This is a genomic window from Vibrio sp. QJM3NY_27 (genome assembly GCF_057785955.1).
The window spans coordinates 277,902-292,651 of the sequence record NZ_CM173512.1; the positions used below are offsets into that span (position 1 = coordinate 277,902).

The 14,750-nt window shown below is 45.3% G+C and carries 14 protein-coding genes; 10 read left to right on the forward strand and 4 right to left on the reverse strand.

What is annotated here, in order from left to right; all coding sequences use genetic code 11:
* Positions 1 to 272: 272 nt before the first annotated feature.
* The 6 genes from AC3CIA_RS17135 to AC3CIA_RS17160 all read left to right on the forward strand — a co-directional run bounded on the left by AC3CIA_RS17135 (position 273) and on the right by AC3CIA_RS17160 (position 6,541).
* Positions 273 to 1,565 carry an extracellular solute-binding protein gene (locus tag AC3CIA_RS17135; RefSeq protein WP_488519337.1) on the forward strand — a complete coding sequence of 431 codons (1,293 nt, stop codon included), beginning with the start codon at positions 273 to 275 and terminating at the stop codon, positions 1,563 to 1,565.
* A gap of 239 nt (positions 1,566 to 1,804) precedes the next feature.
* A complete protein-coding gene (locus AC3CIA_RS17140) occupies positions 1,805 to 2,686 on the forward strand; it encodes an ABC transporter permease subunit (protein ID WP_488519338.1) in 882 nt (293 codons plus the stop codon).
* A 38-nt stretch (positions 2,687 to 2,724) separates the two neighbouring features.
* Positions 2,725 to 3,567 carry a sn-glycerol-3-phosphate ABC transporter permease UgpE gene (ugpE, locus tag AC3CIA_RS17145; RefSeq protein WP_012601047.1) on the forward strand — a complete coding sequence of 281 codons (843 nt, stop codon included), beginning with the start codon at positions 2,725 to 2,727 and terminating at the stop codon, positions 3,565 to 3,567.
* Positions 3,557 to 4,867, forward strand: coding sequence for a sn-glycerol-3-phosphate import ATP-binding protein UgpC (locus tag AC3CIA_RS17150; RefSeq protein ID WP_488519339.1), 1,311 nt, complete (start codon positions 3,557 to 3,559; stop codon positions 4,865 to 4,867). The genes ugpE and AC3CIA_RS17150 overlap by 11 nt, the downstream gene beginning before the upstream one ends.
* A gap of 56 nt (positions 4,868 to 4,923) precedes the next feature.
* Complete coding sequence (locus tag AC3CIA_RS17155) at positions 4,924 to 5,643, forward strand: glycerophosphodiester phosphodiesterase family protein (protein ID WP_237288674.1); 720 nt, start codon at positions 4,924 to 4,926, stop codon at positions 5,641 to 5,643.
* A gap of 160 nt (positions 5,644 to 5,803) precedes the next feature.
* The gene (locus AC3CIA_RS17160; RefSeq protein WP_237288673.1) at positions 5,804 to 6,541 is read left to right on the forward strand and encodes a sulfite exporter TauE/SafE family protein; all 738 of its coding nucleotides are present in this window, start codon (positions 5,804 to 5,806) and stop codon (positions 6,539 to 6,541) included.
* Between the two features lie 79 nt (positions 6,542 to 6,620).
* Here the strand turns inward: AC3CIA_RS17160 and AC3CIA_RS17165 are convergent, their stop codons facing one another.
* Both AC3CIA_RS17165 and AC3CIA_RS17170 read right to left on the reverse strand, forming a co-directional pair.
* A complete protein-coding gene (locus tag AC3CIA_RS17165) occupies positions 6,621 to 7,400 on the reverse strand; it encodes a L,D-transpeptidase family protein (RefSeq protein WP_488519340.1) in 780 nt (259 codons plus the stop codon).
* 2 nt (positions 7,401 to 7,402) lie between these two features.
* A complete protein-coding gene (locus AC3CIA_RS17170) occupies positions 7,403 to 7,885 on the reverse strand; it encodes a GNAT family N-acetyltransferase (protein WP_054548424.1) in 483 nt (160 codons plus the stop codon).
* A gap of 209 nt (positions 7,886 to 8,094) precedes the next feature.
* On the opposite strand from AC3CIA_RS17170, the gene AC3CIA_RS17175 reads away from it, so the two are divergent.
* The 3 genes from AC3CIA_RS17175 to grxB all read left to right on the forward strand — a co-directional run bounded on the left by AC3CIA_RS17175 (position 8,095) and on the right by grxB (position 10,364).
* On the forward strand, positions 8,095 to 9,075 hold the full coding sequence (locus tag AC3CIA_RS17175) for a Gfo/Idh/MocA family protein (RefSeq protein WP_171328273.1): 981 nt from the start codon (positions 8,095 to 8,097) through the stop codon (positions 9,073 to 9,075).
* 164 nt (positions 9,076 to 9,239) lie between these two features.
* The gene (locus tag AC3CIA_RS17180) at positions 9,240 to 9,398 is read left to right on the forward strand and encodes a hypothetical protein (protein ID WP_004733064.1); all 159 of its coding nucleotides are present in this window, start codon (positions 9,240 to 9,242) and stop codon (positions 9,396 to 9,398) included.
* 333 nt (positions 9,399 to 9,731) lie between these two features.
* Positions 9,732 to 10,364 carry a glutaredoxin 2 gene (gene grxB, locus AC3CIA_RS17185; protein ID WP_054548426.1) on the forward strand — a complete coding sequence of 211 codons (633 nt, stop codon included), beginning with the start codon at positions 9,732 to 9,734 and terminating at the stop codon, positions 10,362 to 10,364.
* A 112-nt stretch (positions 10,365 to 10,476) separates the two neighbouring features.
* Here the strand turns inward: grxB and ppsR are convergent, their stop codons facing one another.
* A complete protein-coding gene (gene ppsR / locus AC3CIA_RS17190; protein ID WP_017069200.1) occupies positions 10,477 to 11,310 on the reverse strand; it encodes a posphoenolpyruvate synthetase regulatory kinase/phosphorylase PpsR in 834 nt (277 codons plus the stop codon).
* 178 nt (positions 11,311 to 11,488) lie between these two features.
* Between ppsR and ppsA the strand changes: the two genes are divergently transcribed.
* The gene (gene ppsA / locus AC3CIA_RS17195; protein ID WP_017086817.1) at positions 11,489 to 13,861 is read left to right on the forward strand and encodes a phosphoenolpyruvate synthase; all 2,373 of its coding nucleotides are present in this window, start codon (positions 11,489 to 11,491) and stop codon (positions 13,859 to 13,861) included.
* An 83-nt stretch (positions 13,862 to 13,944) separates the two neighbouring features.
* Here the strand turns inward: ppsA and AC3CIA_RS17200 are convergent, their stop codons facing one another.
* Positions 13,945 to 14,730: a hypothetical protein gene (locus AC3CIA_RS17200; RefSeq protein ID WP_488519341.1), complete on the reverse strand. Its 786-nt coding sequence runs from the start codon at positions 14,728 to 14,730 to the stop codon at positions 13,945 to 13,947.
* Between the last annotated feature and the right edge of the window lie 20 nt (positions 14,731 to 14,750).

The window sequence follows — 14,750 nt, forward strand, 5'->3', positions numbered from 1 at the left end:
GAACCTTCTTCTAAGCCTCTCCATCGAGAGGCTTTTTTATTGAACAACAGTTGTCCAATAAAACGTCTTAAAAACCGAACATGTTCAACATCAAAACCATCAATAACTTTTCTCTTAAATAAAATCGAAACGAATCTTTCATATCACTGAAACGGTTTAGCCACGTAAGTGAAATATGGCCTGTTCAAGATAGCTTCAAACGACACCCCTACCGTCTCGTTAATACTCTAATTCAATACCTCTACATCGATTTCATCCAAAAGGAAAAGAAGATGAATAAGCTAATTTTGGCAGGCGTTCTTTCGGCAACAGCAGCAATGCCCGCGTTCGCAACGACTCAAGTCACTTGGTGGCACGCAATGGGCGGCCAGCTTGGAGAAACAGTAAACAAAATTGCGACTGACTTTAATGCGTCACAAGATGATTACAAGATCACGCCAATCTATAAAGGTTCATACACAGAGACCTTAACTGCGGGTATCGCAGCGTACCGAGCAGGTGAAGCACCCAATATTCTACAAGTCTTCGATGCCGGCGCTGCAACCATCATGAACGCGAAAGGCGTGGCGAAACCAGTACAGGATATTCTGGTTGAGTCGGGCTACAACTTTAATTCGAATGATTACCTGGCGGGCGTTCGTAACTTCTATGCCGACAACCAAGGCAAAATGGTTGGTATGCCTTTCAACAGTTCGACACCGGTTCTTTACTACAACAAAGACCTTCTCTCAGAAGTGGGGGCCAAAGCGCCTAAAACTTATGAAGAGTTAGAAGTGGTAGCCAAGAAGTTGAAAGCAGAAGGGCACATCGCGTTTTCTCAATCTCTAACGCCGTGGATCATGTTTGAGAACTTTAAGTCTCGCCACAATCTACCAGTCTCTGACCAGAACAACGGCTACGACGGCCTATCCACTAAAATCATGTTCAACACTAAAGATATGATGATGCACGTTAGCAAGATGAAAGAGTGGTCAGATCTAGGTTACTACAAGTATTACGGCAGCGACTGGGATGCAAACCAAACGCCTTTCGAGCGTCAAGAAGTAGCAATGTGGATGGGTTCTTCAGGTTCATTCGGTGGCTTACGTAACCGCGTACCTTTCGAGCTAGGCACAACTTACCTTCCATACTGGAATTCGGTTAACCCTGATGCTGGCTTAACCTTCATTGGTGGTGCCGCTCTGTTTGCATTAAATGGCCATGACCAACAACAAGACAAAGGTGTGGCCGCGTTCTTTGATTACCTGACTAAGCCTGAAACTCAGGTTTACTGGCACAAAACCACTGGCTATGTGCCTGTAACGACCGCTGCATATGAACTAGCGAAAGAGTCTGGTTACTACAAAGAACAGCCAGACGCAGAAGTGGGCGTAAAGCAGCTAAGCCTGAAATCGGGCGAGTGGACTAAGGGCTACCGCTTAGGTTATTACCCGCAGATCCGTGAAGTGATGCACCGTGAGTTCGATAACATCTTCGCAGGCCGATCTAGTGTCGAGAACAGCCTAAACAAGGTCGAAGATGAGAGCAGCAAACTACTGAAACGCTTCGCTCGAACGATGAACTAATTCTGCTTTTTAGCTAGAGCAGATAACTGAACTAAAGGCTTAACACACCAAAAGCCGTTAATTGCTCCTCACCACTTGTCACTGCGATTAAAAACGTAATGGCAAGGCGTGAGGAGGTTCTTCATTAGCGCCATTTCTTACTCCAACAACGATAATTCAACTGGATGCATGCCTTGATATCGCGCTAGTGGTAACGGTCGCAAATAGTGGCCACTGTAACTATTTTTAGGGATTACCCTGTGGAACGACGTCAGCAATTCTTTCACTCTCCGCTGCCTTACCTATTTTTGGCGCCTCAGATCCTCATCATTGCCGTTTTCTTTATCTACCCAGCAGCAAAGGCGGTTTACCTTTCATTTATGCTGGAAGACCCTTGGGGCACCTCATCTATATTCGTCTGGTTTGAGAATTACCAAATGCTATTCGAATCGAGCGAGTACCTGAACTCGATTGGATTTACTTTGATGTTCGCGATTGTGGTCTCTTTCTTATCACTTGCCTTGGCTCTGCTGCTTGCCGTGAAAGCCGATAACATCATTCACGGACAAGGCGTATACAAAGTCACCCTCACTTGGGTTTATGCGGTTGCGCCCGCGATAGCAGGCGTTATCGGTGCTTTCTTGTTTAACCCACACATTGGCGTGTTTACCGAAATATTTGCGGTTATAGGTTGGGACTTTAGCTTTCAGACCGATCCTGTTGATGCCACGCTTGCTCTGATTTTGGTGTCCGTGTGGAAACAAGTTTCGGTGAATTTCATCTACTTTCTGGCGGGGCTTCAATCGATCTCTTACGCCGTAAAAGAAGCAGCGATGTTGGATTGTATCAGTGACTCGAAACGTTTCTGGACCATCACTTTCCCACTACTGGCCCCTACTGGCTTCTTTCTGTTGGTCATCAACCTCACCTACTCCTTCTTTGAAACCTTTGGCGTGATAGACACCATGACCAATGGCGGTCCGGGGGGAGGCACAACGTCGTTAGTCTACAAGGTGTATCGAGATGGCTTTGTTGGCGCAGATTTAGGCGGCAGCTCTGCACAGTCTGTTGTGTTGTTACTACTGGTCCTCACTCTTACATTTATCCAGTTTCGCGTTGTAGAAAAGCGTGTTCATTACTAGCCGACGACAGCTAGGTTTTAACGCGACAGGAGTTATTTATGAAAAGTAATAAGGTCTCTGACCACCTAATTTTAATTGCTGGGATGCTGTTTATGTTAGTCCCTATCTGGCTAATCTTTGCCAGTTCAACCCACAATCCAAACACCATTGTCAGCGAAGGTCTGCAATGGCTACCGGGCGATAACTTTACGGCTATTTATAGCGAAGCTTGGAACAAAAGTATGGGCTTCAGTGGCGAAGTCACCGCCAGTAAAATGATCGCCAACTCAATGATCATGGGGCTAGGTTTTGCGATCGGTAAGATCATCATTTCGATGATGGCGGCGTATGCTTTGGTCTACTTTCGACTGCCTTACGCCACGGCGTGGTTTTGGTTGATCTTCGTAACGCTGCTACTGCCATTAGAAGTTCGTATTATCCCTTCCTATGAAGTTGTCGCAGGGCTTGGGCTTCTTAATAGCTACACAGGGTTGATTCTACCTTTGATCGCATCAGCCACCGCGACCTTCTTTTTTAGACAGTTCTTCAAAACCATCCCCGATGAATTGTTAGAAGCCGCCCAGTTAGATAACGCAGGTCCATTTCGATTCTTTGTCGATATCTTGCTGCCTCTATCTAAAACCATGATCGCCGCGATCTTCATCATCATGTTTGTTGTGGGTTGGAACCAATACTTATGGCCGATCATGATGACTACCGATGAAGGCTACAACACCATCGTGATGGGCATAAAACAAGTACTCAACAACATCAATGAAACCAGTTTACCGCGCTATGACTATGCTTTCGCCATGGTGATTTTAGCCATGTTGCCACCCGTTTTAGTGGTGGTTGTATTTCAGCGTTGGTTTGTAAAAGGGCTAGTAGAAAGTGAAAAATAATAACGACACAACTCAAATGAACAATAACCGCATTCAATCACTTGATGAGTACAAGACGTCTCAGCTGCCTTCTCACCAAACTATCCACAAAAATACAGAGGACACCTCGATGCCAAACTTAAAGCAGACGCTAGCGCACAACCAAGCCACTCACGATCGTACGCGTAAAGCTGCCACCATGTTGGGTATCAAAAACTTGGTCAAGACGTATGAAAACGGCCATCAAGCCGTCAAAGGAGTCTCGCTTGATATCGATGAAGGTGAGTTCCTTGTTTTGGTGGGTCCTTCTGGTTGTGGCAAGTCTTCTATTTTGCGATCCATTGCGGGTTTGGAAAGCATCTCTGGTGGCGAGATTCACTTAGGTGGCCGTCGGGTTGATACAGAGAAACCTGCCCTGCGTGATATCGCGATGGTCTTTCAAAATTATGCGCTCTACCCTCACATGACGGTGTACAAAAACCTAGCTTATGGCTTAAAGAATCGAGGAGTCAGTCAGCACCTTATTGAAGAGAAAATTGAGAGAGTTGCCAAAACGCTGAAAATCGAAGAATACCTAGACCGCAAGCCAGCCAAGCTTTCTGGTGGTCAACGTCAACGTGTTGCTATGGGGCGAGCAATCGTTCGCGATCCGCAACTGTTCCTGTTTGACGAACCTTTGTCTAACCTAGATGCCTCACTGCGTGCTCACATGAGATTAGAAATCAAAAAGCTACAACGCGAGCTTGGTGTGACCAGTGTTTACGTCACTCATGATCAAGTTGAAGCCATGACACTGGCTGACAGAATCGTGGTACTCAACAACGGTCAAATAGAGCAAGTAGGAACACCAAGAGAGGTCTACCACCAGCCAGCCAGTACCTTTGTGGCAAGCTTCATTGGCAGCCCAGCGATGAATTTCTTACCAGCAACACTCGACGACGGCTACCTTGAGATTGGCGACCAGCAAATGTACTTGCCCGAATACGCCCACGTAAAAAATACAGCCATCACACTTGGTATTCGCCCAGAACACTCTGAGGTTTGTGCCGATTTAGTCATGAACACGTTGCCGCTTGAATTACGCATCAGCGTGGTTGAGCCTTTAGGGCCAAATCAATTGGTTCATGGCCTTGTGAACGAACAACTCTTTATTGCAGTGACACCCGAAACGACGCTGTGCCAAGCTGTCCCTCTCGGGCTAAGCATCGATAAATCCAACCTGCATATTTTTGACAATCTTGGCAAACGCATTCACCCAAATAACTTCACATCACAGGAGTCACACGAAGATGCGACAAGCTTAACGACGGCTCTAGCTTAATCGAGTACACTTATATTTAATGCGTTTTTACGGTGCGTCTTTAAGAAGGATTAATTATGTCGTCTATCATCGTAGGTCATCGGGGTGTCGCAGGTACTCACCCAGAAAATACCAAAGCAAGCATTGAACAAGCGGCTAAACTCGGCTTGAAATGGATTGAAGTTGATATTCAGCCCACTCAGGATGACCAACTGGTCGTTTGTCACGATCACACGCTTGAGCGCTGCAGCGATGGCAAGGGTCGAGTTGATGAACACACCCTTGCTGAACTGCGTCAGCTCGATTTTGGCCGTTGGAAGTCTGAGCAGTTCGCTGGAGAAAAAATACTGACGTTGGAAGAGTTACTTGCACTTGTTGAGCAGCATGATCTTAGCGTCAACCTCGAAATTAAAGTCGACAGCCGACATCAAGCCCCTTATGTGGTTGATTTGCTGCACGACGAGTTGATTCGCTCAAATCTAGACACCGATAAGGTCTTACTTTCGAGCTTCAGCCATAAGGTGGTTGCTGAAATGGCTCGTCATTTACCGAGATATCGAGTGGGAGTAATCACAGAGCAACTGACTCAAGATGATCTTATGCTTATCGATAAGGTCAAAGCGTTCAGCTGCCACATGAACTATGAACATGTAAACCAGAGCGATCTCGATACGCTCAACCAAGCAAACATTCAAGCATGGTGCTACACCGTCAATGATCCGTCTCACTTCGGACTTTTATCAAAAGTAGACGCTGTATTTACTGATTTTCCGAATCAATTCAACTTTATAAATTGACCTCGTAAATACCGCAAAAGCACGCCTCAAGAGACATTAAAATTAACCCCAATAAACCTAAAAATTAGGTAGCAAACACAAGTGAGTAGGAGTACATTCCGCTACTCACTTGGTTTCATTAGCTCGCTCTATACAGACAGCTTCATTGGTTACTTAATTTATGGATCTCATTTTTAGTCCAACCTTCCCAATTTTGGGTGCAATCTTCATTTTCGCCGCTATTGTTCGTGGCTTTTCAGGTTTCGGTTTCACCTTAGTGGCATTGCCATTAAGCGCGTTGTTCGTGCCTGTTATCGAACTGGTCCCTGTTTTCATGTTGATCGACCTTCTCGGTAATATTCAATTGCTGCCAAAGGTTCGAAAGCAGGTTAACTGGCGCTGGGTTTCAAAGGTGTTTATCCCTTGCTTAGCCTTCACTCCGGTCGGCTTACTCTTGCTCAAATCGGTTAGCCAAGACACGATCATCTTGATCATCAGCGCTTTTATCTTTGCGTCTGCACTTATGATCTACAAAGGCTTTCAGTATCAAAGCGAACCTAGGTTTGCGCCCTATATTCTCGGCAGCCTTGCTGGAGTAATGAACGGCGCGGCTTCAATGTCTGGGCCTCCGGTTGGAACGCATGCACTTGCAAGCCCAGTCGAGCCTCACATTGCCAGAGCTGGCCTTATCGCGTTCTTTGTACTAGCTGATTCTAGCGCCTTTGTTACGGCCTCTATCGCAGGGTTAGTCGATCGTGATGTGGTCTGGCTTACTCTAGCACTCTTACCAAGCAGCATGTTTGGCGGCTATGTCGGTTCAAAATTGTTTGAGAGGTTTGGTGGGGCGAAGTTCAAGCCAGTCACGATTGCACTGCTCATTGTGATTGCTATCTTCAGTGCAGGTCGAGTCATACTGTAACTGGCTCTAGCGCTGATTTCGGCAATTGTTTTCGAGAGTTTTTTTTCGAGAATTGTTCAGGAAAATTGGGTACCGATAACTACCATTCAATATGGATAGGGGTACCCATTTTTACGAGTTGGATGAACTCATCCATATCTTGATTGGTTAATGCAATACAACCATCCGTCCAATCGAAGCTTTGTATAAAACTAGGTGAACGACGCTCACCATTCTTGATTCCGTGGATCTTGATATTGCCCCCAGGATCAACATCATTTTGTTGTGCCCACTGCACATCTGATGATCGCGGGTAGTTGATATGCACCGAGCGGTAGAAGTCTGATTCTTCCATAACATAGTCGAGCTGGTATTGCCCTTCTGGCGTTCGGTTGTCCCCTTCAAAGCGCTTATGCCCTCTCGGTTGCTTACCTAGCGCAATACGAAATTCCTGAACCACTTCCTCCCCTTTGAGCAGATACATTCTACGTTTAGATTTGTCGACTTTAACTAAGGTGACCACTTGCAATAACGGGTCTATGCCAGAAGACGCGTCAGGTAGAGTGTAAAACTCTTGAGAGGAACTTTGAGGTTGACCTAATGAAGAGCTTTGAGATGGATCTAGTGAAGAGCGTTGAGAAAGCTGGGTGACCTTTTGTTGAGAGTCCCCTTCAAGAGCATCGTCCATAACAATGACATGCTTCGAATTCGAGGTGACCGATGACGTAGGTGTGCGACTAGAATGGGAAGGTGCTGACTCAAATACAATGGTTTCGATAGCGGTCGCATCAGACACAATTTTATCAACGACGAGCTTCTCCGCATAAGCGAGCGAAGTAGAAAAGAGTAAGCATAACGATAAAGGCCAAATCAAACGCACCTTTAAATCTCCTCAAAACGCATGGACATGGTTCGAGATTGAGTTTCCATCCCTAACGACTCATAAAAACCCTGAGCTTGCTGGTTGAACTCCATCACTTCTAACCTAAGCTCGATAGCACCGCTCGCTTGAGCCCACTGATTGAATGACTTCATTAAAGCTCGACCGACACCTTGGCTTTGAACTTGATCGTTAACCACAATAGTATTCACTCTTGCCACCTTATGCGGCTGAATAAAGCTCACCCCTTTGTTTTGTGTCACCTTCCCGGCTAAGAAGCCAACCACTTGTTGCTCATCAGCAGCAACGAAGAAAGCCCCTACAGGATCGATCATCAACCCTAACCAGTACTCTTCACTGTCAGTAAAACCCAATGAAGGTGGCGCAAATACCATCGGAGCACCAAGATGATGTTGACGATTTATCTGCTCTGAGAGCTCTAAGATCGAGCTTATATCAGTGACCTTGGCAGTCCGAATTTGCATATCATTACCTTATTTGAATTCACTAATACCTTAGCAAAAATGACTTCGTTGTGCACCGTTGTACTGGTCAACCCAGACGTTCTGTGAAGGCTGATTATTAATATTAGGCACTATGTTTAGGGGAATTGTTCCGTAAATCTCAGGCACATTGCCAGCCGTTGAGTGCTACTATCTCTGCAGAATCAATACACTAACTATTGGACACCTATATGATTAAGTTTGCTGTAATTGGAACCAATTGGATTACACAAAAGTTTGTTCAAGCTGCTCACGAATCTCAATCAATGCAACTTGCTGCGGTTTACTCTCGAAATCTAGACAGCGCGGCACAGTTCGCCCAAGAGTTTAACGTTGAAACGACGTATGACTCACTCGACGCATTGGCCAATGACAAAACAGTTGAAGCCGTGTACATCGCTTCACCGAACTCACTCCATTGCGAACAGTCCATCTTGATGATGGAGCACGGCAAACATGTCATCTGTGAAAAGCCTGTCGCATCGAATATTAATGAAGCAACCCGAATGTTTGAGGTTGCTCAGAAGAACGGTGTGGTGATGTTTGAGGCGTACAAATCTCAGTTTCTACCGAACTTTAAGCAAGTTCAACTAGGGTTAGAGAAGATTGGCAAGGTACATAAGGCACACATCAACTACTGCCAGTATTCATCGCGCTACCAAAAATACCTAAACGGCGAGAACCCAAACACCTTCAATCCAGCTTTTTCTAACGGCTCATTGGTCGATATTGGCTTCTACTGTGTTGCCGCGACAGTCGCGTTATTTGGCAAACCTGAAAATGCACAGGCTTCGGCAAAGCTACTGGATTCAGGTGTCGATGCTCATGGCTGTGCGATCTTCCAGTATCCTGAGTTTGACGTAACGCTCGCTCACTCCAAAGTCAGCGACTCTTATGCGCCAAGCGAGATCCAAGGTGAACTAGGAGCGATCATCATCGATCACATCGCTGAATGTACTGACGTTAAGATCCGCTACCGTGATGGTAGTATTGAGAACCTCACTCAAGCGCAAAGCGAAAATTCAATGTGTTACGAGGCGCAAGCCTTTGCAGACTGCATTGGTGGCGATCAAGCAACTCAAACGCAAGCCCAACAGCGCGCTTTAACTGTTGCTAAGTTAATTACAGAGATGCGCCAGCAAGTTGGTGTCGTTTATCCTGCAGACAAATAACATCGCTGAATGAGTTAACAAACTGATTTTTAAGAAATACTGGTTTATGCATAACTAAATTTAATCTTTACGACAAATAACCGGATTAGTTGATTGGAGTGTCATCTGTTTAAATCCGCGTTCGATATCTATCGTATTTATTTAATTTATTGAAGGTGTGTAAAGTGTTTTCAGTTGACGATCGCGTTGTAGCAACAAAAGGTGTTGAGCTTGGTGAAATGGTAGTGACTGGCCTAAGTGCTGGTGGTGGCTACGTTCACGTTACAACGGTAGAAGGCGCAATGACGCTTACTTACCCAGCACAAGACCTTAAAAAAGCATAGTTTAACCACTATGCTCTTTTAGTAGTCACTCTGCTAAAGGTAACAACATTGAGGCTTTGGCTGACTTCACTCTTCTGCATTAGAGTGAGCCGCCAGAGCCTTTTTTGTGCCCGTTATTTCTCACTAGCCTTCCCATTAGTCTACGCATTGCAGTAAAGCCGAATCCAACAGACAATAGAATTAATGAAAGAGCATTTATACCAAGCACTTATTGTGTATTGTTGATGCTTGCTGTTTATCAGTACTTAGCGTTTATTGACGCTTAATGTTCGTAATACTTTCTGATACATTAGCATTAACTTATATTTATTCTATCCTGAACTAAGGGAAGCTATGAAGCTTTACATTTACGACCACTGCCCTTTCTGTGCAAGAGTTGCCTACATCGCTCAATCTTTAGGCTTGAACATCGAACTTGTTTCTGTGGATTATGATGATGCCCAAACCCTTATCGATCTGATCGGTAAGAAGATGGTGCCAGTCCTACAGAAAAACGACGGTTCTATTATGGCTGAAAGCCTAGACATCATTGTTTACTTCATGGATTTGAAATCAAGTGACGAGCAACGTGAGCCGTCTGAGCAGGCTGCGCTTTTTCAAAGCCGCGCTTTCCCTCTTACTCAACAGATCGGACGCCCACGTTGGTGGAACCTCGACTTGGCTGAATATCGCTCTGCTGGAGCCAAAGAAGCTTGGCGTACAAGTAAAGAGACCGAAGGTTTTAACTTTGAAGAGCTCTTAGAAAAGACCCCACAATACGTTCAACTGATTAACCCATTACTGAAAGATGCAGAGCTTCTATTGGATCTAGAGAATGGTGAATCATCGCTACCTTTAGTTGATCAAGCACTCTATTTCTCAATGCTTCGTGGCTTCTGTGTTGAACCAAGCATCACATGGCCACCAGCACTTGAGCGTTGGTTAGAAAAACAGAGTCAAACGTTAGGCATTAAGCTTCTTCGCTAATTTGCTAATTTGCTAAGCCATTAGTCGTTAGCAACTAGCCTAAACTAAAAATCGAAGCTCCCCGAACCATTGTCCGGACGAGCTTCGATTTCTATGACTTAATTATCTTTTTCTACAACAAGCGCCTTCTCAACCCTGTTCGCTCCAAGATTCGTGTTGAAATTTCTTCAACCGATAGCGAAGACGTGTTGATGTAAGGTATCGCTTCTCGGCGAAACATCGACTCTACCGTTTGCAATTCATACAAGCATTGCGAGTCACTCGCATACTCACTGCCGGCTAAACGGTTCTCTCGAATTTCAGTCAACCTTTCCGCATCAATGGTTAAACCAAACAGCTTGTGTCGGTAGATCTCAAATTCGGGTAACAGCTTCAAGCGCGCCAAGTCATCATGAATGAACGGATAGTTCGCTACGCGCAAGCCAAACTGCATCGCCATATACAAACTTGTCGGTGTCTTACCGCTTCGAGACACACCCAATAGGATGATATCCGCCTCTTCAAGCCCTTTCAGCGTGATGCCATCATCATGAGCCAGCGTGTATTCAATCGCAGCAATACGGTCGAAGTACTTCACTGAATCTTTATTAACACTACGTGAGCGCTGCAGCTTAGGCACAGGGGCCATTTGGGTATCGTCTTGCACTTTCTGCACAATACTCTCTAGCACGTCATAACAATGCGCTGGTGCCTCCAAGAGCTTCTGCTTGATATCTGGAATCACAATCGAAAAAAAGACCAACGGGTGGTTGCCCGTATCACGATACGAAATTTCGATCTCTTTTAATAAATCAGAAAGTTTGTCTTCACTTTCGACAAACGGGAAGGTTTTTTCATTAGCTTCGAATGGGAATTGACCTAGAACAACATGCCCTAAAGTCTCACATGTTATGGCAGTTCCATCAGAAACATAGAATACATCACGACTTTGGATATCAATTTGCATTTTTTATTTAATGTTTAAAATTATTTTGAGTAGGATGGGAACCATAATATATATAACGAAACCCTGCTGACTATTACGTCCCCCACAGCTTTAGAAAATAATTTACATTTTTTTAAACTGATACGTAATCGTTTGCCTTTAAATCCCTACAATGCTTGCTATGTTTCTGGAGAAATAAATGCAAAATAACACCCTATGGTTCAATGGCCTTTCCATGGAAGATGTCGACAAAGTCGGCGGTAAGAATGCTTCACTTGGCGAAATGGTTTCTAACCTAGCCAACGCTGGCGTATCAGTACCTAATGGTTTTGCTACCACATCTTATGCGTTTAACAACTTTCTTGACTACAAAGGTCTTGATGAGCGCATTCACCAACTCCTTGATGAGCTTGATGTTGAGGACGTTGACGCACTGCGTAAGACAGGTGCAACGATTCGACAATGGGTTCTAGACGCGCCCTTCCCAGAATCACTAGAGCAAGACATCCGTGATAACTACCGCGAACTGATTGAAGGCAACGAAGAATTGTCTGTTGCGGTTCGTTCATCGGCAACAGCTGAAGACCTTCCAGATGCTTCATTTGCAGGCCAACAAGAAACCTTCCTTAACGTGAAAGGGATCGATGCGGTTATCGAAGCAACGAAACACGTGTTCGCTTCTCTGTTTAACGACCGTGCTATCTCTTACCGAGTACACCAAGGCTTTGATCACCGTGGCATTTCATTGTCTGCGGGTATCCAGCGTATGGTTCGCTCAGACAAAGCCTCTTCAGGTGTGATGTTCACGCTTGATACTGAGTCAGGCTTCGACCAAGTGGTATTCATCACCTCTTCTTGGGGGTTAGGTGAAATGGTTGTACAAGGCGCTGTGAACCCAGACGAATTCTACGTTCACAAGCCAATGCTAGAAGCGGGTCACTACCCAGTTGTTAAAAAGACATTTGGTTCTAAGTTGATCAAGATGATCTACTCAACCAACCAAGAGATCGGCAAGCAAGTTGATATCATCGACACCGATACTCAAGAGCGTAACGAGTTTTCATTGAACGATGAAGAGATCAAAGAGCTAGCAAAACAAGCGATGATCATCGAGAAGCACTACCAACGTCCGATGGACATTGAGTGGGCAAAAGATGGCATCGACGGCAAGCTTTACATCGTTCAAGCTCGTCCTGAAACCGTATGTTCTCAAAGCGACCAAAACGTTATCGAGCGTTACGAACTAAACAACAAGGCAGATGTACTAGTTGAAGGCCGTGCTATCGGTCAACGCATCGGTTCAGGCCCTGTTCGCTTAGTTGATTCTCTAGACCAAATGTCACTGGTTCAAGAAGGCGACGTACTGGTAACAGACATGACAGACCCAGACTGGGAACCTGTGATGAAGAAAGCGTCCGCGATTGTGACTAATCGTGGCGGCCGTACTTGTCACGCAGCGATCATTGCTCGTGAGCTCGGTATTCCTGCCATTGTTGGCTGTGGTACAGCGACAAGTAGCCTAAATGATGGCGACATCGTGACAGTGTCATGTTCAGAAGGTGAAACGGGCTACGTTTACAATGGCGAACTCGACTTTGAAATCAAACGTTCTGAGGTTGATGAGCTACCAATGCTGCCAACCAAAGTCATGATGAACGTAGGCAACCCAGATCGTGCCTTCGACTTCGCTCAGATCCCGAACGAAGGTGTTGGCCTTGCTCGTCTTGAATTCATCATCAACAAGATGATTGGTATTCACCCTAAAGCTCTGCTGAACTTCGATGAGCAAACGGATGAGATCAAAGCAGAAATCAACCAACGCATTCGTGGTTATAAAGATCCTATCGATTTCTACGTAAGCAAGCTAACGGAAGGCATCGCGACCATCGCTTCTGCGTTCTGGCCTAAGCGTGTAATCGTACGTATGTCTGACTTTAAGTCGAACGAGTACAGTAACCTTGTTGGCGGTAAAACGTTTGAACCACATGAAGAGAATCCAATGCTGGGCTTCCGTGGTGCATCTCGTTACATCTCTCCAGTCTTTGAAGACTGTTTCGAGCTTGAAACTCAAGCGCTGAAACGCGTTCGTAACGAGATGGGACTGAAGAACGTTGAAATCATGATTCCATTCGTTCGTACTCCAAGCGAAGCGGCATCGGTTATCGACATTCTGGCTAAATTTAACCTGCGTCGTGGCGACCAAGGTCTGAAAGTCATCATGATGTGTGAGCTACCATCGAATGCGATATTGGCTGATGAGTTCTTGAAGTACTTCGATGGCTTCTCGATCGGTTCGAACGACATGACGCAGCTGACACTTGGCCTAGACCGAGATTCAGGTGACGTTGCACACTTATTCGATGAGCGTAACCCAGCGGTGAAAGCGATGCTGAAAATGGCAATCGATGCAGCAGCTAAAGCGGGTAAGTACGTGGGTATTTGTGGCCAAGGCCCATCTGACCATGATGACCTAGCTGAATGGTTAATGGAGCAAGGCATCAGCTCTGTTTCACTAAACCCAGATACGGTTATCGACACGTGGTTGAAGCTTGGTAACGTAGCAAATAAATAACGCTTCGTGCGAGACCTAAACGACAAAAGCCAGTCACGATGACTGGCTTTTTTAAGTTCTTTGCATGTTAGCAAACTAGGGAGTTAGAAGTAGTATCTCACACCAATCCAAGCCTCGGTTTGCCAATCATTCGACATTGACACACCTTTCACATCAACATCTGCTTTGGTAATGTCATAACGCGTATTCAACCACCAAGTTCTTGCACTGTTCATCGGTACATTTAACGATGTTTTGAAAGAGAAGTTCTGCATATCGATGTCATCGCCAGAAAGATCCTGCCACTCTGGTACTAAAGACACATAGGCGCCTGAGTCACCGAGATGCTTCGCGGTAATCAAACCAAGCGAGTATCCCGTTAAATCATCTTTAGATGAAGTAACACCAGGGATCTCCATGCTACCTGTCATCAACCCTGCTCTTGGAAATACAAGAAATCCACCGGTATAAACTGGATTAATCGCAACAACACCGCCAACCGACAATAAGTCATTTTTAATGCTGTTGCGCGTATTAATGTAATCTAATGACAGACCCACTTTAGGTGTCGCCTTAGTACCCGTCTCAAATACATGGAAATACTGGACTCTAGAGTTACTGTACTCAGTGCCAAACTTGTCTGGATCGCGAAGCGCTGTGTTACTTTCATCGACAAACGTCGCTTCAGCAAGTAGGGCAAACTGTTGACCGTTTTCTAAACCGCCAGAAACTTGTCCCTGAAATTGGATATCTGAGCTACCGTTCAACATCAATGCAGCTTGAGTATAAACTTTGGTGACATCAGCCGGGTCGATAACACGTTCGGACTCTGCATGTGCAGGCAGCGCTAAACCTAAACTCAAAGGGATCAATAGAGCAAACTTTTTCATTATATATCTCGAAAGTCGTT